Here is a 23,802-nt window from a genome sequence, read left to right on the forward strand (position 1 = left end):
TCCCTAATGCTTGACCGCGCCTTCTGTCAGGGCGCGTACGAAGTATCGTTGCAGGACGAGGAACAGCACCACGACGGGCACGCTCATCATGAAGCTCGCCGCCATCAGGCCCGGAAAGTCCGTCGTATTTTCCGAGAAGAAGCGCTGGATGCCGACCGGCAGCGTCAGCTGCTCGTTCTTGGAGAGGAAGGTGTAGGCGTAGATGTACTCGTTCCAGGCGCCGATGAAGGAGTAGATCGCGGTGGCGATGATCCCCGGCGTCGAAAGCGGCATCACGATCATGATGAAGGCCTGGAACCGTGTTGCGCCATCGATGCGCGCCGCCTGCTCGAGCTGCACCGGAATGTTGTCGTAGAAACCCTTGAGTAGCCAGATTGCCAGTGGCAGGCCGAAGGTGAGGTAGGTGAGAACAAGCGAGCCATGCGTGTTCACCAGCCCGATCGCGCGCATCAGGATGAAGAGCGGCACGAGAAAGATCACCGCCGGGAACATGTTGCGCAGCAGCACTGCGAAGAACAGGAAGTTGCGGCCCGGGAAGGTGAAGCGCGAAAACGCGTAGGCCGCGGGGACAGCCACGATCACCGAGAGGATTGTCGTGACGGTCGACACGAACAGGCTGTTCCAGAAGAAGCGCAGGAAGTCCTGGCCGACGCTGTTCTGCGGATCGAGCAGCTTCTGGTAGCTGGCAAGCGTAGGCTCGTCCGGCCACCATTGCGGCGGGAATTGCGTCGCCGCGAAGCCGGACTTGATCGAGGTGATCAGCATCCAGATCATCGGCAGAGCGGTGTAGAGCAGCATGAACAGAAGAAAGATGCGCCCGGCCCACCGCCATCCGTCCAAGCGCATACGGCGACGGGTCTGGCCTCGAGAGGCTGTCTCGGCGATCGTGCTCATGCGCCACCCTCTTTTCGCTCGTTGCCGCTCAGCGCACGGACGTAGAAATAGCCGAGGGTCATCAGGATGAGGAACAGGAGCACCGAATAGGCCGATGCCACACCCCAGCGCTGCCGGCCGAAGGCGAGCTCGTAAATATGGGTTATCCAGATATGCGATGCGTTCGACGGCCCGCCTGCGGTCATGATCCAGGGGATGATGAAGGAATTGAAGTTGGCCACCGCAAGCAGCAGGATCGTCACCACCGAGACGTTGCGCAAGTGCGGAAAGGTGACGTGCCAGAAGCGCTGCCATGCATTGGCCCCGTCGACCTTGGCGGCGCGCAACAACTGGTCGGGAACTGTCTGCAGGCCGGCCATCATCATGATCATGGCAAACGGGAACTCGCGCCAGATATTGACGACGATCAGGGAGGGCAGCACCGTGCTGACGTTGTCGATGAAATTGGGCGGCCGGTCGGTCAATCCGAGGCCGACCAGTACCGCGCCTATGATGCCGAAATCCGAATGGTAGATCCACTTCCAGATATAGGAGGCGGCGACGGCGCTGATCACCCAGGGAATGATCAGGATGGCACGCAGGACGCCGCGACCGATAAAATCTCGATGCAGCGCCAGCGCCGTCGCAAAACCCAGGACAAAGGAGATGAAAGTCGATCCGAATGTCCAGACCAGGGTGTTCCAGGTGACTTTCCAGAACACCTCACTGGTCAGGATGGTGGTGTAGTTGTCGAAGCCGATGAAGGTCTTGTCGCGGAGTTGTAGGCCGGGCGGCGTCTTATAGAACGACAGCTCGATCGTGTAGTAGATCGGATAGGCGATGACGACGAGCATCACGGCGATTGCCGGAAGCACGTATGCGTAGTCGGCGCGATGAGCCCAGATGTTCCGCAATACGCCGGACCTGCCGGGTTGCAATTTTCGGCGAGCCTCGGCCTTGCCGGTCACGATCGTCACTGTGGCGTGCCCTTGTTCTTCGGAACGAACCGGCTGCGCTCTCGGCGCAGCCGGCCAGATCGGAGGTCAGGTCCGGACTAGAGTCCGCCCATCAGGTCTTTGACCTTCTTGGCCGCGTCGTCCGCTGCCTGATCGACGGTCATAGCTCCGGTCAGGGCATTCTGCAGCATGTCCGGGACGATGATGTTCATGATCTCGGGGGACTCCGGCAGCGCCGGGAACGGGATGCCATACGGCAGCATCGAGGTCGTGACATCGAGGAACTTGATATTGTCCAGGCGTTCCTTCATCCATTTGGTCTTGAAGCCGTTGAGATTGCCCGGGTTGGAGCCGGCATAGGCCATTTTCAGCGACCATTCAGGGCTAGCCCACATGCAGATCATCGCCTTCGCGGCCGGCTCGTCCACCTTGCCGCCCTCTACATATTCGGGCTTCAGGATGTGAATGTTCGAGCCGCCGAACACGACGGCGCGCTTGCCGTTGGGGCCGGTCGGGATCAGGCCGTAGCGCATGTTGTCGATGACGGTCTGCGCCTTATCCTTGTCGGTCCCGGTCGCCTTTGCCTGGAGGTCGAGCATGACGTTGTAGTCGGATGGGTGGGAGACCATCATGCCCAATTGGCCGGCGACGAACAGAGGCTGGTTGTCGGCCTGCTGGTTGGTAAGTGCAGAGACCGGAACCGACTTGTCGCGGACGTACATGTCATATGAGGCTTGCAGCGCCGCCTTGCTCTGCGGGCTGTCGAGCTCCACCTGCTTGTAGGTCGGGTTCGCGGTGGCCTCGTCGAAGACGCCGCCGCCATAGGCCCACAGCTGCGGCATGAAGCGATAGGGCGTGTTGCCGGCATTCTTGCGAGCCACGAGGCCGTAGCCGGCAATGCCGAGCTTGTCGTGGATCTGCTTGGAATATTTGACGACGTCGTCCCAGGTTGCCGGAGCCTTGTCCGGATCGAGGCCCGCACGCTTGAAGATGTCGGCGTTCCAGATGAACGCCATCGTCTCGTTGTTCGTTGGAACGCCGTAGGTCACCCCATCCCAGGTCACCGCCTTCATGGCGCCCGGCCAGAAATCCTCGGTCGAATAGCCAACATCCTCCGGCTTGAGCGGCTGCAGATAGCCCTTCGAGGCGAATTCGGTACCACCCAGGATCTGCAGACGGACCGCCATCGGCGCGGCATTGCCCAGCAGTGCCGTACGGAATTTGTCGAGAAGGTCGTTATAGGTGAGGGCCTGTTCCTCGAGCTGGATGTTCGGATAGGTCTTGCGGAAAGTCTCGAAGAAATCCTTGTAGTACTGGCGCAGGAGGTCGGGATCGCCCTCGAACACGCCCTGATACCAGAAAGTCAGTCGCCCCTTGTAATCGAGCGGGGTGACCTTGGCGCAATCGCCGGCCGTGTCGAAATCCTGTGTTCCGGCGATCGAGCGCACATATTCAGGCGACCATTTGCTCAGGTCGACCGGCGGCGCACCCAGCGCCGATGTGGACATAAGCGATGCCGCCAAAACACCGACGACAGTGCCGCGCAGGACCGCACTGCCGAGCATGATCCTCGTCATAGGTATCCTCCCTGGTTCTCCGCCCCTGCGATCGCGAGGATGGCTTTTTTTCAGTACGGTGTATCCTCTCGATCACTTAGTACGTTTTCAGATCACGGATTGCCTGTCAACGCTTCAGATCGTACATTGTTTATGGAGACCGTGCATGATATCGGACTGACTGTGTATTAATTTGGGGAACCGGCCTTGGCCGAAACAAACGATTTCAAAGCAAAACCACCTCCGGGGATCGACACTATTGGAGCCTCCAGCGAGGGCGCTTCCCTTTACGAGCTGATAAGGGAAGACATCATCGAGGGACGGCTCGCCGCCAACGAACGGCTTGTTGTCACCGATCTCGCCCGCCGCCACGGCACTTCCACCAATCCCGTGCGCGAGGCCCTGCAGCTGTTGCGGGGCGAGGGATTCGTCATCTTCTCACCCAACCGCGGAGCGCGTGTAAGGCCCATCGATCAGGACTTCGTCCGCGATATCTACGAGATCGGTGTGCTGATCGAGCCGGCCCTGACGCGATGGTTCGTAAATATGGCTACAGGCGAGGACATCGCCGAGCTCGAACGTATCCAGGCGCTGATTGAAGAGAACAATTTCGCCGACACCTTCAGGCACAGTGAACTGGACACCGCCTTTCACACCGTAATGTACCAGCGGCACTATAACCGCCATGCCGCCGAGCTCTGGTGGAAGCATCGCGAAGTGCTGCGGGCGGTGAGCCGGCGCTTCAATTTCACGCTGGCGCGGCGTGCGGCGATCATTCGCGAGCACCGCGAACTCATCGCGCTCATCAAGGCGGGAGAGGCAGACAAGGCAGCCGAACTCATTTCCCGTCATGTCGAGGGTTCCGGCCGGCATGTTCTCGAACAGATGCGTGCGCGCAACGCCGCTCGGGCCGGATAGGACCAGGGGTCAAGTCTGGAACATCGTGGCTGACCATTGCTGACAAAGGTATTGAAATGAAAATCACGAGCGTTCGGCCGTGGCTGATCAAGTCTGGTGCTTCTTATTGGGGGGAATTCCTGTTCGTCGAGGTGACGACAGACGAGGGGGTGAGTGGCTGGGGAGAGATCACCACCACCACCAAGCTCGCCAACCGCGCGCTGTGCACGATCCTTCGACAGATCGGAGCCGCGGTGACAGGAGAGGACCCGGCGCGCATCGAATACCTCTGGCACAAGATATTCCGCAGCTTCACCTATATGGGCAGCCGTGGCGCCGCGGTCGAATGCGTGAGCGCGATCGATATAGCTCTCTGGGATCTCAGGGGCAAAGTCCTCGGCAAGCCGATCTACGAACTGTTGGGCGGGCCGGTCCGCGATGAAATCGCGCTCTATACCCATCCCAACCAGGCCAAATTCACCAGCAAGGATGCTGTGGTCCGCGAGATCCTGGACATTGTCGAGTCCGGGCACACAGCTCTCAAGTTCGATCCTTTCCCCCACCAGGGTCGCGGTGCCGACGGCGTGTCGCGTGAACAGCGGGACGGCTACCTCGATGGCGGCATGACCCGCAAGGACGAGCGCGAGGCGGCCGAACTCACGGCTCTGATCCGCGAAACGGCAGGCCCCGATGTCGACATCCTTATCGATGCGCATGGCCGCTTCGACGTCCCCACCGCCATTCGCCTCTGTCGCAGCCTCGAGGAAGCCGGCCAGATCGACTGGTTCGAGGAACCTTGCCCGCCCGAGAGCCTTAACGCCCTCAAGCAGGTGCGCGACAAGGTCAGCGCCGCTATCTCGTGGGGCGAGCGCGGCCACACGAAGTGGGATTTCATCCCGGTACTCGAGAACAAGCTCGCCGACTACATCATGCCCGACGTCACCTGGACCGGCGGCATAACCGAACTCAAAAAGATTTCCGCTCTGTGCGAAGCCTACTACATCCCGGTCTCACCCCATGACGCCGCGGGACCGATCAACGTGGTTGCGGGAGCGCAGGTGATGATGACCGTTCCCAATTTCTACAAGCTCGAAACGTCGGAGTGGAATTTGGGCAAGTACGATCATCTTATCGACAGGCCGCTCGACGTTTCGAACGGCAGCCTCAAGCTTTCGTTGAGGCCGGGTCTCGGCATCGAGATGAACCGCGATTACCTGCAAGCCCATGAGATCCAACTGGGCTAGCAACGTCATCGGCAGCATGCGGGGCGACAGGCCCCGCCGACCACAACGAGGATAAGTCATGCCAAAGACGGATGGAGCCGACGAGGCCCTCAACCGGGTCAACACCAACTCGAAGCCGTCCGAGCTTCGCATCACCGACATGCGGGTGGCCGAAATCGTCGGCGCGCCGTTCACCTCGGCGCTGCTCAAGATCTACACCAACCAGGGCATCGTCGGGCTTGGCGAGGTGCGCGATGGCGCAAGCGCCACCTACGCGCTGATGCTGAAGAGCCGGTTGCTTGGCGAGAACCCCTGCGACATCGACCGCTTGTTTCGCCGGATCCAGCAGTTCGGTGGGCATGGCCGGCAGGGTGGCGGCGTCTCGGCGGTCGAAATCGCCCTCTGGGATCTCGCCGGCAAGGCCTATGGCGTCCCCATCTACCAGATGCTTGGGGGACGATTCCGCGACAAGGTGCGTGTCTATTGCGATACCGACGCCGAGAAACCGAGCGGCACCGAAACCGGAAAGCGCCTCAAGCAGCGCATGGACCGGGGTTTCACCTTCCTCAAGATGGACCTGGGCTTGATGCAGATCGCCCATGTACCGGGCGCCGTGGCCGCGCCTGCCGGCGCGCTCGAAGGCTTTCATGCCAATCCGCGCGGCCGTGGCGGCACGCCCGAGGAGCGCAAGGCCCGCAATCTCGCTTATGACGCGCAGAACGTGCAGCACCCGTTCACGGGCCTGCATTTCACCGAAAAGGGGATCGATCTGCTCGAGCAGTACATCCACGAGGTTCGCGCGGTGATCGGATACGAGATCCCGCTCGCCATCGACCATGTCGGCCACATTTCGCTGCAGGATGGCATACGCCTGTCGCGCCGTATCGAGAAATACGTTCCGGCCTGGCTGGAGGACGTGATCCCCTGGCAATACCCTGAGCAGTACCGGCAATTGCAGCAGGCTACCACGGTGCCGATCTGCACGGGCGAGGACATCTACCTCAAGGAAGGCTTCGAGCCGCTGCTCAAGAGCGGCGGCCTCTCGGTCATCCACCCGGATCTGCTCACCAGCGGGGGCATTCTCGAGACCAAGAAGATCGGCGATATGGCGCAGGATCACGGTGTCGCCATGGCGATCCATATGGCCGAAAGTCCGATCGCCGCGATGGCCGCCGCGCATGTCGCCACCGCGACCGAGAACTTCATGGCGCTCGAATACCACTCCGCCGATGTCGACTGGTGGGACGATATCGTCACCGGCCTGCCCAAGCCGCTCGTCAAGGACGGCTTCATCACCGTGCCCGACAAGCCGGGGCTGGGCATAGACGATGTGGTCGACGAGGTGATCAGCCAGCATCTGCAGCCCGGTGTCACGGGGATATGGCAATCCACCGAGCATTGGGACAATGAATATAGCTGGGACCGGACCTGGAGTTAGCCCAGACCCCTTATCCTCATTCCCCCCACGCTCACAGGGCCAACGACCGACCATTGGTGTCGACCTCTCCCAAGGGAGAGGCGAAGAAAGAAACGGACGAAACCATGATCTACGAACTGCGTATCTATGACTGCCTGCCGGGCAGGCTGCCGGCTTTGCTTAAGCGCTTTTCCGACCAAACGCTGGCCATCTGGGAGAGGCATGGCATCCGCCAAGCCGGGTTTTTCACCACGGCGATCGGCGAAAACAGCAATCGCCTCACCTATTTCCTCGCCTGGGAATCGCTGGCCGAGCGTGAGGCGAAATGGGCGGCTTTCGTCACCGATCCGGCATGGCACAGGGCCCGGGACGAGTCTGAGCGCGACGGGCAGATCGTTGCCAATATCAGCAGCCAGATGCTCACGCCGACAGCTTTCTCGTCTGTGAAATAGGACTGCGCCATGAAGATCACCGACCTTCGCTGTGCCGTTATCGGCAAGCATCCCATCGTTCGCGTCGTAACCGACGAGGGCCTCTATGGACTGGGAGAAGTCGAGTTCACCAAGACCTATCTCAAGCCTTGGGTGCTGCATTTCCGCGAAGCGCTGATCGGCGAGGATCCGACCGACGTCGAGCGGGTCATGTTGAAGATCCGCCAGCGCGGCTCGTTCAAGCCTTATGGCGCGGCGGTCAGTGCTATCGAGCATGCGCTTTGGGACATTGCCGGCAAGGCCGCGGGCGTGCCGGCATACAAACTGCTCGGCGGCAAGGTGCGCGACAAGGTGCGCGTCTATAACGGCTCGATCCGCCAGAAACGCACGGGCGACCGGCCGGAGGACTACGCCGCCGACGTAAAATGGATGATGGAGCAGCCGCAGAACTTCTTCATGGTCAAGCAGGGAATCTCGTTCCATTCCAACATGAAGGACACCGTCGAGGACTTCCATTACGGTGTGACGCAAAAGAAGGCCGGCTATCACGGTGCCATGGATCAGGGCATGATCAGTGAGCGCGGTTTCAACCACATGCTCGACTGCGTGATCGCGATGAAGGAAGTGCTGGGGGACAAGGTCAGCCTGGCGCTCGACTGCGGCCCGGGCTGGATGCTGCCCGACGCGATCAAGTTCGCCCGCGCGGTCGAGAAGTACAATTTGATGTGGCTCGAGGACATGCTGACCGGCGATTACGTGCCGTGGGTCAATCCGCAAGCCTATCGGGAACTGACCACCTCGACCTCGACGCCGATTCATACCGGCGAGCAGATTTACCTCAGGCACAATTTCAAGGAACTGATCGAGACCCAGGCCGTGCGCGTCATCGGCCCGGATCCTGCCGACATCGGCGGCATTGCCGAGCTCAAATGGGTCGCCGAGCACGCCTATATGCACTCGATCCTGATGGCGCCGCACGGCACCGCGAACGGCCTGCTGGGCCTCGGCGCGCTGGTCAATGTCTGCGCCACCTTGCCCGCCAACTACGTGGCGTTCGAATATCCCAGCGCCTCGGACCCCTGGTGGAACGACATCGTCATCGGCCTGCCCAAGCAGATCGTGAAGGACAGCATGGTCGATCTGCTGGAGGCACCGGGGCTCGGCCTCGATATCGATGCCGAAGGGGCCAGGAAGTATTTGCTGGCGGAGGATGCCGGCTTCTTCGATTGATTGGTAGGGCGGCCCTCGATCTCATCGACCGAGGGCTTGCTTCAAAGAAGCGTGGATGCACATCTTGCCGCAACGCAAATCGGCGCATTGTTGAAACGCGCCGATCGAGTCTAATGGTGGCGGATCTCGGTCCCCAGAACCTTCAGACACTCGCGAATGAAGGCGGCTAACGCTGTCCAACCCTTGGCCGACACCATGGTTCCGTCGACATAGGCCTCCGTCGGCGAGAGGTCGATGTAAGTGCCGCCGGCCAACGTCACTTCCGGTTCGCAGGCGGCGAGCGCGCCAACCTTCTTGCCGCGCACGACGCCGTCCACGGCAATCAGGATCTGAACCCCATGGCAGATCGTGAAAATCGGCTTCTGGGTATCGTGGAAGTGGCGCACCATGGCTTGCACCCGTTTGTCGGTGCGGATGTATTCCGGGCCGCGGCCGCCAGCGCAATATACGGCGTGGTATTGATCGAGCTGCTTTTCCGCCTCGGCGAACGTCTTGTTGATCACCTGAAAATGGCCGAGCTTTTCTGTGTAGGTCTGGTCGCCTTCGAAGTCGTGCAGGGAGGTCTTGATGAGGTCTCCGGCCTTCTTGTCCGGGCAGACCACGTGGACGGTGTGGCCGACGGCTTCCATCGCCTGCTGGTATACGAAGATCTCGTACTCCTCGGTGAACTCGCCGGTGAGCATCAATATTTTCTTGCCTGACATAGTCGGTTCCTCCGTCGTGTGAAAAGAGCGGGGCGAACCATGCTGCGCCCGCATTGGCTTTGTCCGTCCTCAGAATGGCGAGTGGGGGGCGTGGTATTCCTCAGTGTTGTGTTTGGCGGTCAGCGGCGCGGACATCGGTTTCGCCTCAATCGAAGGCCGGCAGCAGGCGATCGCGCGAGTGCTCGATGTGGGCGCGCATTGCTTTCGCGGCGGCATCGGGATCGGCTGAGCCGAACGCGGCGAGGATCGCCTCATGCTCGTCCAGCGCCTCCTCGGTGACGCGGGAGTGGTACATCAGGCGGAATATGTGGAAGTGGGTGTGTTGATGACCCAGCGTCTCGCGAATGAGCTCGTTTTCGGCATATTCCATGATCTTGTCGTGGAAGATCGCGTCTTGCCGGGCGAAGTTTGAATAACGCAGGCGCTCGTCCTTGCCTTCGCGGCGCGACATCACGCCTGCCGCCTCAAGCAGTGTGCCGAGTTTGGCCTCGTCCATCGCGGCGGCGGCCTTCGCCGCGCCGTGCGGTTCGAGCAGGAGACGCATTTCGTACAATTCGTCGAAGCGGCGCCGGGTGATCTGCTGTGCGGCGCGGTATCCGATCAGATGCGTTTTCAGAACCAGGCCTTCGCCTTCCAGACGCCCGAGCGCCTCGCGGATCGGCGTATGGGAAACGTCGAATTCCTTGACCAGATTGTCGACGGTGATGCGTGAACCGGGCGCGATCTTCAGCGACATCAGCTGCGCGAAGATGGCCTCGTAAACGTCCTCGGCCAGGCTGCTCGCGCGCTGGATGCGACCCGCTCCCGTGGGCGCCTCACCATTATTGCTCAAACTGACAGGTTGCATCTTTCGCCTCTCGACAGGGGAGACTGCTAACACGAGGGTTTGACCGATGCAATACTATATCCTATACGATTTTATCGGCGCCGTTCAGTTCCCTTCGGTGCGGATTTTGCAATGCGAGTTTCTCCGACACCCCTCAAGGATGCAGCCTGTCATGAGCCTTCTCACAGCCCTCCGGCTCCCACGCGAAATTCTATTCGGAAAGGGGCAACGTCATGCACTGCCAGCCGTGGCCTGTCGCCATGGCCGACGCGCCCTGGTCTGCACCGACGAGCGTTTCGCCGGCACGGCGGTGTTTGCCGAAATCATGGAATCCTTGCAGGCAGCATCGATCGACGTGCTGGTTCACGACAGTGTCCTCCCTGACGTGCCGCGCGACTCGGTGGCGGTCTGCGTCGAGGAAGCGAGGGGCTTCCGGCCCGACATGGTGATCGGCATCGGCGGCGGCAGCTGTCTCGATTTCGCCAAATGCGCCGCCTTGCTGATCAGCCACGGTGGCGAGTTGCAGGGCTACTATGGCGAGTTCAAAGTCCCGGGACCAACGCTGCCGCTCATCGCCATACCGACCACGGCCGGCACAGGATCGGAGGTGACGCCCGTCGCGGTGATATCCGATCCGGACCGGACGCTCAAAGTAGGCATATCGAGCCCCCATCTCATTGCCGCGGTTGCCATCTGCGACCCCGAACTGACAATGACCTGTCCGCGGGGCCTGACCGCGATCGCCGGTGCCGACGCGCTCACCCATGCGATCGAGGCCTTCACGGCCATGCATCGGGACGGTGACTTCAGCCTGCCGCAGCGCCACGTTTTCATCGGCAAGACGCCGTTGACCGATCATTTCGCGCTGCTGGCCGTCAAACTGCTCGGCCGCAGTCTGGAGAAGGCGTGCACCGACGGCGATGACGCCGAGGCGCGCGCCGACGTGATGATGGGAGCGCTGGCTGCGGGTTGCGCCTTCGGCACTGCTGGCACGGCGGCGGCGCACGCGGTGCAATACCCGGCCGGCGCGCTCACGCACACGCCGCATGGGCTGGGGGTGGCGACGATGATGCCTTATGTCATGAGCTACAACAGCCGTGTGGCCGCGGCGGAAATCGCCGAGATAGGGATTGCTCTCGGCCTTGAGGCGAACGGTCGTGGCGCCGACGAAATGGCGGAAGCGACCATCGAGGAGATCAGACGCTTGTTCGCCGCGATCGGTATCACTCCGACGCTGGCCGGTCTGGGGCTTCCGGCCGACAGGCTCGACTGGACCGCCGAGCAGGCGCTTGGCATCGATCGTCTGATCAAGAACAACCCGCGCCCATTCGACCTCGCCGCCATGCGCCGCCTTGTCCAGGCGGCCTATGACGGCGATCTCACCGCCTGCGCCATGTGAACGTCAGGAACAAGACGATGAACCTTCCTTACAATGCCTTCCAGCTCGATCAGGATCCCTACGATGTGCGGGGTTTCCCGCACCGGCTCTATATTGGCGGACAATGGCTGCCGTCTGCCGACGGCAGGCTCATCGAGGTCACCGATCCATCCTCCGGGGCGGTGATCGCGGCGGTTCCCGATGCGACCCTGGAGGACGCCACCGCTGCGGTCGAGGCAGCGGCCAAAGCCGCCAAGGGGTGGCGTGAGACCGCGCCACGCAAACGCTCCGAGATTCTCAGGCGCTGTTTCGAACTGATGGTCGAGCGGTCGGAGACGCTTGCCATGCTGATTTCGCTGGAGAACGGCAAGGCCCTGCGCGACGCGCGCGGCGAGGTGGCCTACGCGGCCGAATTCTTCCGCTGGAACGCCGAAGAAGCTGTTCGCATCACCGGTGAGTTTGGCACCGCTCCGTCCGGGACCAACCGGATCGTGGTCGACTACCAGCCGATCGGCATCTGCGTCCTCATCACACCTTGGAATTTCCCTGCCGCGATGGCGACACGCAAGATCGCACCGGCCCTCGCGGCGGGCTGCACGGTCATTTTGAAGCCGGCCAGCGAGACGCCGCTGACGGCCTATGCGCTGGCCGCGCTCTACAGCGAAGCCGGCGTTCCGGACGGTGTCGTGAACGTGCTGACGACGTCGACCCCAGGCCCCCTGACGTCGGCCATGCTGGCCGATCCGCGCGTCAGGAAGCTCTCCTTCACCGGTTCGACCGGGGTCGGCCGGGCCTTGCTCGCCGAGGCCGCCAAACATGTGATTTCCTGTTCCATGGAACTCGGCGGCAATGCACCCTTCATTGTCTTCGACGATGCTGATCTCGGTGCGGCCCTCGATGGCGCCATGATCGCTAAAATGCGCAATGCCGGCGAAGCCTGTACGGCCGCCAATCGCATCTACGTCCAGTCGGGCATCCACGATGCGTTCGCCGACGGCCTGTCCCGGCGCATGGCCGCGCTCAAGATCGGCGCCGGCACCAAGGCGGACACCGAATGTGGACCCATGATCACCAAGAAAGCGGTCGACAAGATCGACCGGTTGGTCAAGGACGCGGTCAATCGGGGTGCCAAGGTGCTGTGCGGCGGCTCGGTGCTTGAGGGAGATGGTTTTTTCTATCCTCCGACCGTCTTGTCCGAAGTCTCGCCGGACGCTGACATGGCGCATGAAGAAATCTTCGGACCGGTGGCGCCCATCACCCGCTTCGAGAGCGAGGCACAGGCCATCCTCCACGCCAACGACACCGAATACGGCCTTGCCGCTTACCTCTACACCCGCGATGTGGCGCGCGGCATGCGGGTTGCTTCGGAGATCGAGGCCGGCATGATCGGCCTCAACCGCGGCTTGATGTCGGATCCCGCCGCGCCCTTTGGCGGAGTCAAGCAGAGCGGCCTAGGACGGGAAGGGGGCCAGCACCACGGTATCTCCGAGTTCATGGAGGCCAAATACATCGCTGTAACCTTTTGAGCGGACGCCATGTCGAAGGATCCTTTTCGCACCCGCGACCACGTTGCCGATTTCGATGACATCGTGGCCGATATCGTCGCCCGCAGCGCTGCGACGCGGGCTTCGCTGCCTATGCTGGCGGATGTCGCCTATGGTTCGCACGAGGCCGAGCGCCTCGACCTGTTCTTTCCGGAGGGACCGCGCAAGGACCTCCCGGTGCACATCTTCATCCATGGCGGCTATTGGCGCATGTTCACCAAAAGCGATTATTCCTACGTTGCCGAAACGGTCACGAGCGCAGGGGCAATCGCGGTCGTGATCGACTATGCGCTGATGCCTGCCGTCAGGATGGCGGCAATCGTCGACCAGGTCCGGCGCGCGAGGCAATGGGTGCAGGATAATATCGCCAGCCATGGCGGCGATCCCGGTCGGCTAAGCGTCAGTGGCCATTCCGCCGGCGCGCATCTGGCGACCTTTTTGTTCAACGAGGATTCGACACATCCCCCCTCGGCGGCACTTCTGCTCGGCGGCCTGTATGATTTGAAGCCTCTTCAGCATTCCTTCCTCGAGCCTTTGATAGGCTTGACCGACGCGGAAGTTGCGGCATTTTCGCCGATAAGCAAATCCCACTCTTCGCGGACAAAAGTCAGGATGTTGGTCGGCGAGCGGGAAACACAGCCGTTTCACCTGCAAGCCAGATTGTTTGCTGATCGTCTGATAGGGCAGGACCTGAGTGTATCGATGGGCGTGCTCACGGCGCGCAACCACATGGACAGCGTACGTGATTTAGGGCTGCGCGGGACAATCGCGGGCGACTGGCTTCACCACGTCGTCGTGGCCGCATAAATTCGACACGCGGCCCGCGAGAACATCACGGGCCTGCCGTCGCGGCAGCCGTTATGTCGTCTGACTTTCACGGATCGGCGAAACGGTTCGTCCGCAAGCCAAGTATGTGCCCGAAATCAGGAAGATCATTAGCGTTGAATCGAGAATGTCGTGGCCGACAAGGATGCCTGTTAGGCCACCAACAAGGTATACGATGACGGCGACCACTATCATGGTCGCCCCGAACCTCTCTAACGGATCGGCACTGAAGCGAAGAACCCTCGTTGCGTTCCAGATCGCGACGATGAAGATCGCCGCCAATGATAACGCGCCAACAAGTCCGGCCTGCACCAAGGCTGTCAGAAAGCCGTTGTGAAAATGGTTGAAGCCCTGGCTCACCCCAAATTGCTTTTTGAAACCCTGCTGTGAAATCGCCCGGCTGGCGGATATGCCGTGGCCGAAAAATGGCGCTTCGCGAAATGCATCCATCCCAATGTCCCAGAGCCCAACGCGTAGCCCGAGCGGAGTGGAATGATCATCCTTGGTGGCGAGGGCGTTCCAGTCATCGAACAGAAAATGAGTGCGACCTACGATGATTGGAGAGGTGATTGCCGCGGTGAGCAGGCAGCAGGCGCCCGCAATCACCAGCAACCGCCTCATATTCGATCGCGTGAATCTCTGGCGATTGATCACAAGGACGGCGACAATGGCGATCAGCAAGGCTACCCAGATCATGCGCGAGCCGGAATAGACGGTCGCTACGGCGCCGGCGAGTACGGCGACGGTGAGTGTCTTCCAGGCTTTCTCTATTCCCGACACAGCGCCCGCAAGGCACATCATCACGGCGAGGCAGGTGACCGTCGCGAACACGATCGGATTTCCAGCCCCTCCTTCGGCTCTCAGCATCCCGATCCAGTAATATTGGACAATGGTCAGCACCAGCGCTCCGGCACATGCTGCCGCGCTGGCCCGCACAGCAATGCGTGCAAGCGTCGCCTTGTCGGTGATGCTCCAGGTCGAATAGGAGATCGGGAACACCAACAAGGTGATCAGCGGCAGGAAGTGCGTGACATCAGCCCGCAGGGTGCCGTTGACGATCGATGCCAGGACCATCGCCGCGCAATAGGCATAGATCGCAAGGGTCATGGCGAGCATCGGCCGGTCGATGTTAAAGCGGCGTCGCCTGGCGACCAGCAACACCACCGACCAGAGCGCTCCACCATGAAATACGAAGCTCACCACCGACCCGAGCACTGGCGGCGAAAAGAAGCAGATGATCGAGAAGCCACGGTTGACCTGTTCTGCCGTCAGGTGGCGCCGTAGCGATGTAAACGAGTTCAATGCCTTGCTTCGCAATGTTCCGGGTCGCGTGCGAATCGTTCGAACGATCCTTGCTCACCCGTGCTTCGCCCCTGTCCTCGAACCCGTATAGCTGCTTGCTCAGGTATCTGATAGTGCGGGACCGTCTCGCTCCCGATCCGGCTGCGCGAGTGAAAAAACCTGGCCCTGATGCCTGTTCAGGCCGCGACCGCCGATGAAGCTCCCTGGGTTCCTTCCTGCCAGGATTGGAACATCAAGACGTCCCAAAGCAGATACTGATTGTTACGGTGTCCGGAGAGGTGTTCAGACCACGCGCGCCGGATTGCATCGGCTCGAAAGAACCCGTCTTCCCGCAATCGGCGCTCGTCGAGCAGCGCCTCCGCCCATTCGCGAAGCGCGCCGCGCAGCCAGGTGTCGATGGGCACGCCGAAGCCCATTTTCGGACGTTCGACGAGCGCTTTCGGAACATGTCGATAAAGCAGTTGCCTGAGCGGCCACTTTGTCTGGTCGCCGGCTCGCAGGATGGAAAGCGGCAGCGAAAGTGCAAAGCCTATCAGCCGGTGGTCAAGCAGCGGCACGCGGGTCTCGAGGCTGACTGCCATTGCCGCGCGATCAACCTTTACCAGGATGTCGTCCGGCAAATAGCTCATCATATCGATGTACATCATCCGCTCGACGTTGCCCGGCAGCGCTGGAAGCGCCTCCAATCCCGTCAGCATGGTGGGCGGCTCGTCCGCATCCGGGATGATTTCGGTCGCTTCCCAATGCGAGCAGAGGCGGCGGTAGACATCGTCCATTGTTCGCAATGAAAGAACCGACGCCGCCTTGTGGATCTTGTCGCCGACGCGCTCACGGCGCAGGCGCTGCGGCAGAAGCGGCATGATCCCACCCGCGACATTGTTGTAGAGACCGGGCGAGGGCAGTGTCGCCAGGCTGGCCGACGCGCGGCGCAGCCCCATCGGGACGCGGGAAAGCTTGTTCCATAACGCATCGGCGAGTGCGTAGCGCGTGTAGCCGGAGAACAGCTCGTCGCCGCCATCGCCCGACAACGCCACGGTAACGCTGCCACGCGCCAGTTTGGAGACGAGGAATGTCGGGATTTGCGAGGAGTCGGAGAAGGGCTCACAATAAATGCCGGGCAGATTGGGCACAACCTCTAGCGCGTCCCGCTCGCTGAGATAAAGTTCCGTATGGTCGGTGCCAAGGTGGCGCGCGACTTCCTTGGCATGGCCCGCCTCGTTGTAGCCGACTTCGTCAAATCCGATCGTGAAGGTCCGTACCGGTCGCGAACTGATCGACTGCATGACCGCCACGATGGCGGAAGAATCGATGCCGCCCGAGAGGAAGGCGCCGAGCGGCACGTCAGCGATCATCTGCCCTTCGAGGGCGCGGCGAAGATGACGTTCGAGTTCGTCGACCGCCTCTTCGGGGCTCCCTTGAAAAGGGTCGCGCTGGCCTTGTTCAGCGGCTTCCCTGGCGCTCCAATAGCTCTCGACATGTGGCTCACGCATCGGGTCGGAAAGGACGAGGAGATGGCCGGGTCTTAATTTCCGAATGCCTTGGTAAATGCTGTAAGGCGCGGGGATGTAATTGTGGCGCACCAGCAAAGCCAGCGCATTCCGGTCAATGTCCGGGCGCCAATCCGGCAGCGGTTGAAAGGCCTTGAGTTCCGAGGCAAACGCGAAGGCCTTGCCGATCCGGCCATAATATAACGGCTTTTCCCCCAGGCGATCACGTCCGAGAACGAGCGTTCTCTCCTTGCGGTCCCACAAGCCGAAAGCAAACATGCCGACAGCCAGTCCAAGCGCTTTGTTGGTTCCAAGCTCCTCGATTGCAGCCAGAAAGGTCTCGGTGTCGGAATGACCGCGCCATGCATGAGCGCCGAAGTCCCGATCGAGATGCGTCCGCATCTCGCCGTGATTGTAGATTTCTCCATTGAAGACGATGACATAGCGACCGCTGTGCGAAATCATCGGCTGCGCGCCGGCCGATGACAGGTCGATGATTGCCAGTCGGCGCTGACTGAGCGCGACCCCGGCCTCGGCGTCAGTCCAGATGCCGTCGCCATCCGGTCCGCGATGCCGGATCATGTCCGCCATGCGGCGCACGCTGAAGGGGCCGCTGCTTGTCGCGGCCGCTCCACCCACAATGCCGACGATACCGCACATCCGGCGTTACTCTCCAATGACCAGGCTCGGTTCTTTCTCTCTCTGCCGCGAAATCAGAGGAGGAAACCAGCGGCTATAAATCCATTCGCTCGAAACACCATTCACCACAGCCGGTGCCGAAGAGGCCAATTCCAGGCACTGCATTGAAGCGCAGCTTCGTGCGAAACCCAAGTTTTTCGACTGACGTCTCCAACTCTTCGGCCGAGGTGGATTGATAGGGATAGCCGCCTAGCCAGTCGTCGACATCCGCCAGGAATTCCATGCCTCGGCGCGCGCGATAGTTCTTTACAAACGAGATCGTGTCCCGATGGCGCAGCGTTCTCGCCGACATGTAGGCCGAGACAAACAGCGCTTTGACCGGAGGCCGCAGCCAGCGATGAGAGGAGTAGAGCCTTTTTTCGACCGTCCACAGTCCGCAAAGTGGCGTTTTCAGGTAGATCGCAATGCCAAATCTTCCGCCGTGACCAACGAGGCCGGCTGCGTTGCTGATCGCCGCCCACATGTCGCCCGTGTGATGCAGGACGCCCCACGAGTAGACGACATCGAACGTCCCGGTCGGAAGCGACGCCCTGTCGAGGATATCGGCACGCTCCACGCTCCATTCGGCTTCCGGCGCGAAGCGAGAAAGCACGGCCTTGGTCGTTTCGACACAACCCGGATCATAGTCAACGGCGTGAACCTTCGCTGCCCCCAGCCGAAGAGCGGCCGCTGAATGCAGGCCCGATCCGCAGCCCATGTCGAGAAATGTCTTCCCCTCCAGATCGCCCACCAGGCGGCGAAGATCCTCGCAAGCCCGATCCAGATGCTCGTCCTCGAAGCGCGCAGCAAGCTCGGACCAGTTGCGGCCGAAATCATAACGCGCGTTCATAAGCTTCCCACCGTCGCCCTTTCCGAATGACCGAAGCCTTAGCTGATGCCAGATAGAAGTCCCGAAACGAATGCGTTCAGCCGGTCGAGCCACGCCCGCCTCTTGTGGAGATGGAATCCTCTAAGACCGGCTGCGTCGGTGGTCAGAATCGGCCTGCTTAACCTCACGGTAGATCCCACTGTTGAATTCAGGCCGAGCCTTACAGACTCCAATACTTCAAATTGTCAGGGATTTCATTCGGCTTGATGGCAGACTTGATGTCGAACAGCGTCCCGCCCTGCTTGATCATTTGAAAAAGACGCGCTCTCTCACTGGTGAGATAGACGTTGTGCGGTACCGCCAAGACAAGCGCCTGCAAATCGCTTATCTCATCGAGCGGCAGGATCGTTTCGCCGTGATCGCGTCGAGCGGATTCGGCGTCGGCAAGGGGATCGTGAAGCTTGGGCACGATGCCGAACTGTCTCAGTTCCTTGACCATGTCGAACACGCGGCTGTTGCGCAAATCCGGAACGTCCTCCTTGAAGGTCAGTCCGAGAATGCCGACGGAAGCTCCTTTGACTGATATGTCCGAGCGGATCAACTGTTTGACGACTTGCTGGGCAACGAAGGCTCCCATGCCGTCGTTGATGCGGCGTCCGGCGAGGATAATCTGCGGATGGTAGCCTTCGGCCTCCGCCTTGGCAGTCAGATAATACGGATCGACGCTGATGCAGTGACCGCCGACGAAGCCCGGCTTGAAGGGGAGGAAGTTCCATTTTGTCGATGCGGCATCAATGACATCCTGCGTGCGGATCTCAAGCCGTTCAAAGATCATTGCCAGTTCATTCATCAGCGCGATGTTGAGGTCGCGCTGTGTGTTCTCGATGACCTTCGCCGCTTCGGCCACCTTGATCGACGGCGCGCGGTAGACGCCGGCATCGATGATGCTCCCATAGACGCTGGCTACGCGCTCCAGCGTCTCTGCGTTCTCACCGGAGACGACTTTGATGATCCGCCGCAGCGAGTGTTCCCGATCGCCTGGGTTCGCCCTTTCAGGCGAATAGCCGAGCGCGAAGTCATGAGGATGCCGCAGGCCGGATATATGCTCGATGATCGGCCCGCAAAATTCCTCGGTCACGCCTGGATAGACCGTCGATTCGAAAACGACGACGGCGCCTTTGCTCACCGCTTCACCGACAAGCTCCGATGCCAGTTTCAAAGGCGAAAGATCGGGAGCACGGTTGATGTCGATAGGCGTTGGCACGGCAACGATGAAGAAAGTCGCGCCTTTCAACATCTCTCGGTCGGTCGTAAGCGCGATCGAGGATTCCTTGATCGCCGCCGTGTCGACCTCTCCGGTGCGATCGACGCCGCGACGCAATTCCTCAATCCGGCTTTCGCTTATATCGAAAGCAATGGTGCCCGGGAAAACCTTCCCAAACGCGACGGCTACCGGCAGGCCGACATATCCCAGACCGATAACGGCGATGCGTTCGGACATCGGCGGAGTTCCTAAGTCACTTATGTCCAGCGCTTGTATGGCAGGCTGCACGCCAATTCAACGATGTGTAGTTGCGAAGTGGGAACTCTCCACTCAAAATAGCGCCTGATCGATGCGCGTGTCGCCATCGTCTCGTGGCGCTCGATGTTGTGGATAAGATGCGGCAGGATTGGGTTTCGAGCCTCAAGACCCTACAAGAGCCGAATGGTCTGGACCAGTCAGCCAAGAACCTGAATGCATGGATCGCATCGTTGTTGTCGTAAGCGAACCAAGATCCCTTGCAACCACGCGGGGACATCTTCTGCTTGCGCTGCGCGCCGCCGGATACGAAGTACATGCCCTGGCGCCAGTCGATGCCATGACCGTTCGTTGGCTGACCGAGAACGGCATCCGTTTTCATCCATTGCCCATGGAGCGTGCGGCTATTGCGCCATTCGGCGATACGCTTTTGGCTTTTCGTCTTTGCAGGAAGCTACGAGAGCTCAAACCCCAGGCCGTGCTGACCTGTGCGATCAAGCCGATCGTCTACGGCATACCCGCGGCGCTGATTGCGGGGGTACCGCGCCGGCACGCCCTTGTCACGGGCCTCGGCTATGCGTTCACGGACCGTCACAAATCTCTACGGTGGAGGATGGTCAATGCGGTGGCCCGGCTTCTTTATGCCGCGAGCCTGCGTGTTGCCACCACGGCCACCTTCCAGAACGACGATGACCGCAATGACTTCGGTCGTCTGGGACTGCTCGGACGTACACCAGCCAATGTAGCCAACGGTTCAGGGGTAGATCTCGATCGATTCAAGGTTGCGCCATTACCAGAGAAGCCGCGATTTCTTATGATCGCACGCCTGCTTCGCGACAAAGGCCTCGGCGAATATCTGGGTGCGGCAAGGCTGGTTAAGGCAATTCGACCTGAAGCCCGTTTCGACCTGGTCGGCGATACGGATCCAAATCCCGCGGGATTTCCGGTATCGGAAGTTGAGGCAGCGGTCGCGGACGGAACCATCCGCTATCACGGGCCTGTGGAAGACGTCCGCGGGGTGATCGCCGATTCGCGTATCTTCGTGCTTCCATCCTACCGCGAGGGTACGTCGCGATCTGTCCTGGAGGCGATGGCAATGGGGCGCCCGGTGATCACGACAGATGCGCCGGGTTGTCGCGCGCCGATCGTTCCCGGCGTGAGCGGCCTGCTGGTGCCGGTCGGCGCCGCGCCCCCCTTGGCGGAAGCCATGATCCGCTTGATCGACAACCCAGGTGAAGCCGAATGCATGGGCAAAAACAGTCGATCGATCGCGGAAGAGCGCTATGATATTCGGAAAGTTACCGCTCATATGATGGAAATCATCGAAGCCCGGCACCGAGCCACAGAATGACGTTCGCGGGAAATCCATCGTCGAACCGATACGAGTTCGGAGCCAATTGGGCGTCGTTCATCGACAAGCACTACTCGGCGGAACGCCGCCGCATGGCGGCGGAGAAGCTCTTGTCCTTCCTCGGCAAGCAGACCCTCGAAGGCTTCGACTTCCTCGATATCGGCAGCGGCAGCGGGCTGCACTCGCTTGCCGCCTTCGATGCAAAAGCGGATAGGATACAGTCCTTCGACTTTGACCCGCTCTCGGTAAGCACAACCGGCAAGTTGCGGCAATTGGCGGGTGAGCCGACGAACTGGATCGTCGAACGCGGCGACGTGCTCGACGCCGACTATATGGAGAAGCTAGGCACCTGGAACCTCGTCTATTCCTGGGGCGTGCTCCACCACACCGGCGCGATGTGGCAGGCGATCGAAAATGCGGCGCGCACGGTTGCCCCCGGCGGTCTATTCTTCATCGCTCTCTATTCGTCGAATGTCGTGAAGCCGTCCGCGCAATTCTGGCTCGACGTGAAACGGCGATACAACGGCGCCAACCCTCGCCAAAGGCGGTGGATGGAGTACTGGTACATCTGGCGCTTCGGGCTCGGTCGCAATCCACTTCAACTGCCCTTGCTCGTGAAGCAGATCTATCAAAAGAAAAAAGGTCGCGGCATGAGCTACATGACCGACATCCGCGACTGGCTGGGCGGCTGGCCTATGGAGTTTGCCGACGACCAGGCGGTGATCGATTTCCTGAAGAAACGGTTCGATTTCGAGCTCGTCAGGATATCTACGGGTGAGGCATGCACGGAGTTCCTTTTCCGGAGCCCGAACAGTCGGCCGCCCAAACGGAGCAAGTCGCTTTAAGCGGTCTGTCCGCCGGCTCTCGTCCAGATATGTGGCCGGCCGTTTTCGAGGGTGACGATCTCGTCGCAATTTTCGACTGTTGTGAGCCGGTGCGCGATGATCAGCACCGTCAGGCCGGCGGGCAGCTCGCGGATCGCCTCCATGACCGCGGCCTCGGTCTCCGTGTCGAGCGCGCTCGTGGCTTCGTCGAAGACGAGCACGGAAGCCTGTCTGTACAACGCCCGGGCGATGCCGATGCGCTGGCGCTGACCACCCGATAGACGGACTCCACGCTCGCCGACCCGCGTCTCATAGCCTTGCGGCAAACTTTCGATGAAATCCGCCAGTGCGGCCTGCTGCGCTGCATTGCGCACGCGGTCGCGGTCGATGTTGGCGGGATCGATGCCGAAGGCGATATTGTCGGCGATCGAGGCGTCCGCCAGGAAGATGCTTTGCGGCACATGGGCAATCTGTCTTTGCCAGGCACGCCGTGTGGTTCCGTCCAGCCGCTGCCCGTCGATCTCGATCACTCCGCCAGTCGGCTCGAGCAGACCCATTATCAGATCGACCGTCGTGCTCTTGCCGCTGCCCGTCTTGCCGATGAACCCGACCTTGCTTCCTTTCGAGATCGTGAGATTGAATCGCTCGAGTATCGGCGCTTGGTCAGAAGCGTAACGGAACGACACATCCTTGAGCATGATCGCTCGATCGAATGGGAGACGCTTAGGTGGCGGCTGGTTCCACTCTGGGCCGAGTGGTGCCTCGAGCGCCTGGAGCACGACTTCGGCGCCGGCAAGATTGCTCAGTATCAGGGCCCAATTGCCGTATACAAGCTGCATGGATGGGAGCAGACGCTGCGCTCCAAGGACAAATGTTCCAAGTATCGGCAGAACCTGGCCGGCATCGTTCGAGCGGGTGATGAGGAAATAAGCAAGCGCCGCGATGATCACCATACCCGCAGCTTCGATCGCGAAACGCGGAGCGCCCGCGGCAAGTGCGTTCATTGCATTCGCGCGCTGCAGGCGTAAATCGAGTTCGGTGTACCGCAACAGAAAATACGGTTGGGTGTCGTTGATGATAACATCGCGGATGCCACCCAGTCCCTCTTGGACAGATCGGATGCCTTCCGCCTGCGCGCTGGCGATAATTTGCGCATTCTTCTTGAGGTGCTTGCGGATGACGAGCGACATGGCGAGGTAGACCGCCCCAAAGCCCGCGAAGATAACGAAGGTGATGAAAGAACTCAGAGCAAAAAGGGCAGCGACGATGAAGACGCCGATGACTATGCCGCTGATCGATTGCAACAGGGGCAGCATTACACCCGCGGTAATGGCTTGAACCTGGCGAAGCGCGGCCAACACCGAACTGGAATTGCGCGAAACGTGGTAGCTGTAGGGTTGGCGGAGTACTTGGTCATAGACCTTCACGCCCACTTCGTGTCCCAGCGAGAAGACATAAGAGTTCGTGGCCCAGGCAAGGAATATGCGCACGGCGCCGGCTATGATCGCCACCACCGAAAACAGAATCGTCAAATCGAGAAGGCTGTCTGAAGAGCTGGTCAGCCGAAAGCCGGCAAGCTGGCGAGCGAGGAACGACTGGCCGCCAACCGCCTCGGGATTGGCGATGCGCGCAAGAAACGGCAGCAAGGCACCAAGCGTAGCGGCTTCCGCAAGTGCTCCGAACATCATCAAGACAAGGAGGCCGAAAAACTGCCTTTGTCTAGGCTTCGATACCTGCCGCCACAAGCGTCGCAGTGTGTCGAGAGTGCTGCCCGAGTTTCGGTTTCCGCTCAATGCCAAATCGATGTCCGCATTCAGAGCGCTCAATGCACACGTTCGGCGCTCCACGACAAGTCACAACAGATGCCCGCTGGCAACTTTATCACAGAAGCGCGAAGGTGACCTGTCCACAACTGCGCGTATGGGCCAGAGACCGTGATTGCGGTGAGGTGA

The 23,802-nt window shown here is 60.7% G+C and carries 20 protein-coding genes; 10 read left to right on the forward strand and 10 right to left on the reverse strand.

The genetic code is table 11. The features are described 5' to 3' along the window. Window positions 1–3: 3 nt before the first annotated feature. The 3 genes from EN851_RS17105 to EN851_RS17115 form a co-directional block, all read right to left on the reverse strand. On the reverse strand, window positions 4–894 hold the full coding sequence (locus EN851_RS17105; protein WP_127275490.1) for a carbohydrate ABC transporter permease: 891 nt from the start codon (window positions 892–894) through the stop codon (window positions 4–6). After that, on the reverse strand, window positions 891–1,850 hold the full coding sequence (locus tag EN851_RS17110) for a sugar ABC transporter permease (protein ID WP_127275489.1): 960 nt from the start codon (window positions 1,848–1,850) through the stop codon (window positions 891–893). Before EN851_RS17110 ends, EN851_RS17105 begins: the two co-directional genes overlap by 4 nt. A gap of 77 nt (window positions 1,851–1,927) precedes the next feature. Continuing rightward, window positions 1,928–3,406, reverse strand: coding sequence for a sugar ABC transporter substrate-binding protein (locus EN851_RS17115; protein WP_135929641.1), 1,479 nt, complete (start codon window positions 3,404–3,406; stop codon window positions 1,928–1,930). Between the two features lie 186 nt (window positions 3,407–3,592). On the opposite strand from EN851_RS17115, the gene EN851_RS17120 reads away from it, so the two are divergent. From EN851_RS17120 to EN851_RS17140, 5 genes are all read left to right on the forward strand, one after another. Next, window positions 3,593–4,303, forward strand: a complete 711-nt coding sequence (locus EN851_RS17120) for a GntR family transcriptional regulator (protein ID WP_135929642.1) — start codon at window positions 3,593–3,595, stop codon at window positions 4,301–4,303. Window positions 4,304–4,359: 56 nt separating this feature from the next. Then, window positions 4,360–5,526 (forward strand): mandelate racemase/muconate lactonizing enzyme family protein, encoded by a 1,167-nt coding sequence (locus tag EN851_RS17125; protein ID WP_127870437.1) that lies wholly within the window; start codon window positions 4,360–4,362, stop codon window positions 5,524–5,526. Window positions 5,527–5,584: 58 nt separating this feature from the next. Further along, the gene (locus EN851_RS17130; RefSeq protein WP_135929643.1) at window positions 5,585–6,943 is read left to right on the forward strand and encodes a mandelate racemase/muconate lactonizing enzyme family protein; all 1,359 of its coding nucleotides are present in this window, start codon (window positions 5,585–5,587) and stop codon (window positions 6,941–6,943) included. Between the two features lie 104 nt (window positions 6,944–7,047). Next, complete coding sequence (locus EN851_RS17135) at window positions 7,048–7,374, forward strand: NIPSNAP family protein (RefSeq protein ID WP_127275484.1); 327 nt, start codon at window positions 7,048–7,050, stop codon at window positions 7,372–7,374. A gap of 9 nt (window positions 7,375–7,383) precedes the next feature. Next, complete coding sequence (locus EN851_RS17140; protein ID WP_135916043.1) at window positions 7,384–8,583, forward strand: mandelate racemase/muconate lactonizing enzyme family protein; 1,200 nt, start codon at window positions 7,384–7,386, stop codon at window positions 8,581–8,583. A 110-nt stretch (window positions 8,584–8,693) separates the two neighbouring features. Here the strand turns inward: EN851_RS17140 and EN851_RS17145 are convergent, their stop codons facing one another. Continuing rightward, window positions 8,694–9,287 (reverse strand): DJ-1/PfpI family protein, encoded by a 594-nt coding sequence (locus EN851_RS17145; RefSeq protein ID WP_135916044.1) that lies wholly within the window; start codon window positions 9,285–9,287, stop codon window positions 8,694–8,696. Between the two features lie 145 nt (window positions 9,288–9,432). Then, window positions 9,433–10,134 carry a GntR family transcriptional regulator gene (locus tag EN851_RS17150; protein ID WP_135916045.1) on the reverse strand — a complete coding sequence of 234 codons (702 nt, stop codon included), beginning with the start codon at window positions 10,132–10,134 and terminating at the stop codon, window positions 9,433–9,435. Window positions 10,135–10,285: 151 nt separating this feature from the next. On the opposite strand from EN851_RS17150, the gene EN851_RS17155 reads away from it, so the two are divergent. The 3 genes from EN851_RS17155 (at window position 10,286) to EN851_RS17165 (ending at window position 13,842) form a co-directional block, all read left to right on the forward strand. Continuing rightward, on the forward strand, window positions 10,286–11,512 hold the full coding sequence (locus EN851_RS17155; RefSeq protein WP_135929644.1) for an iron-containing alcohol dehydrogenase: 1,227 nt from the start codon (window positions 10,286–10,288) through the stop codon (window positions 11,510–11,512). Window positions 11,513–11,529: 17 nt separating this feature from the next. After that, entirely contained in the window at window positions 11,530–13,017 is a 1,488-nt protein-coding gene (locus EN851_RS17160; RefSeq protein WP_135929645.1) for an NAD-dependent succinate-semialdehyde dehydrogenase, read from the forward strand. A 63-nt stretch (window positions 13,018–13,080) separates the two neighbouring features. Further along, window positions 13,081–13,842: an alpha/beta hydrolase gene (locus EN851_RS17165; RefSeq protein WP_348629800.1), complete on the forward strand. Its 762-nt coding sequence runs from the start codon at window positions 13,081–13,083 to the stop codon at window positions 13,840–13,842. A gap of 51 nt (window positions 13,843–13,893) precedes the next feature. Here the strand turns inward: EN851_RS17165 and EN851_RS17170 are convergent, their stop codons facing one another. The 4 genes from EN851_RS17170 to EN851_RS17185 form a co-directional block, all read right to left on the reverse strand. Continuing rightward, a complete protein-coding gene (locus EN851_RS17170) occupies window positions 13,894–15,162 on the reverse strand; it encodes an O-antigen ligase (RefSeq protein WP_135929646.1) in 1,269 nt (422 codons plus the stop codon). A gap of 176 nt (window positions 15,163–15,338) precedes the next feature. Continuing rightward, window positions 15,339–17,309, reverse strand: coding sequence for an asparagine synthase (glutamine-hydrolyzing) (gene asnB / locus EN851_RS17175; protein WP_135929647.1), 1,971 nt, complete (start codon window positions 17,307–17,309; stop codon window positions 15,339–15,341). 73 nt (window positions 17,310–17,382) lie between these two features. Then, window positions 17,383–18,177: a class I SAM-dependent methyltransferase gene (locus EN851_RS17180; protein ID WP_135929648.1), complete on the reverse strand. Its 795-nt coding sequence runs from the start codon at window positions 18,175–18,177 to the stop codon at window positions 17,383–17,385. Window positions 18,178–18,376: 199 nt separating this feature from the next. Further along, window positions 18,377–19,657, reverse strand: a complete 1,281-nt coding sequence (locus EN851_RS17185) for a nucleotide sugar dehydrogenase (RefSeq protein WP_127275383.1) — start codon at window positions 19,655–19,657, stop codon at window positions 18,377–18,379. 238 nt (window positions 19,658–19,895) lie between these two features. Between EN851_RS17185 and EN851_RS17190 the strand changes: the two genes are divergently transcribed. Beyond that, window positions 19,896–21,026 carry a glycosyltransferase family 4 protein gene (locus EN851_RS17190; RefSeq protein ID WP_127275384.1) on the forward strand — a complete coding sequence of 377 codons (1,131 nt, stop codon included), beginning with the start codon at window positions 19,896–19,898 and terminating at the stop codon, window positions 21,024–21,026. After that, a complete protein-coding gene (locus EN851_RS17195) occupies window positions 21,023–21,871 on the forward strand; it encodes a class I SAM-dependent methyltransferase (protein WP_135864954.1) in 849 nt (282 codons plus the stop codon). The genes EN851_RS17190 and EN851_RS17195 overlap by 4 nt, the downstream gene beginning before the upstream one ends. On the opposite strand, the gene EN851_RS17200 is transcribed toward EN851_RS17195, so the two are convergent. Beyond that, on the reverse strand, window positions 21,868–23,676 hold the full coding sequence (locus EN851_RS17200) for an ABC transporter ATP-binding protein (protein ID WP_245464227.1): 1,809 nt from the start codon (window positions 23,674–23,676) through the stop codon (window positions 21,868–21,870). The two genes, EN851_RS17195 and EN851_RS17200, sit on opposite strands and share 4 nt — an antisense overlap. Window positions 23,677–23,802: the final 126 nt, after the last annotated feature.

It is taken from the genome of Mesorhizobium sp. M8A.F.Ca.ET.208.01.1.1, assembly GCF_004791315.1.
In the GTDB taxonomy this organism is placed as follows: domain Bacteria; phylum Pseudomonadota; class Alphaproteobacteria; order Rhizobiales; family Rhizobiaceae; genus Mesorhizobium.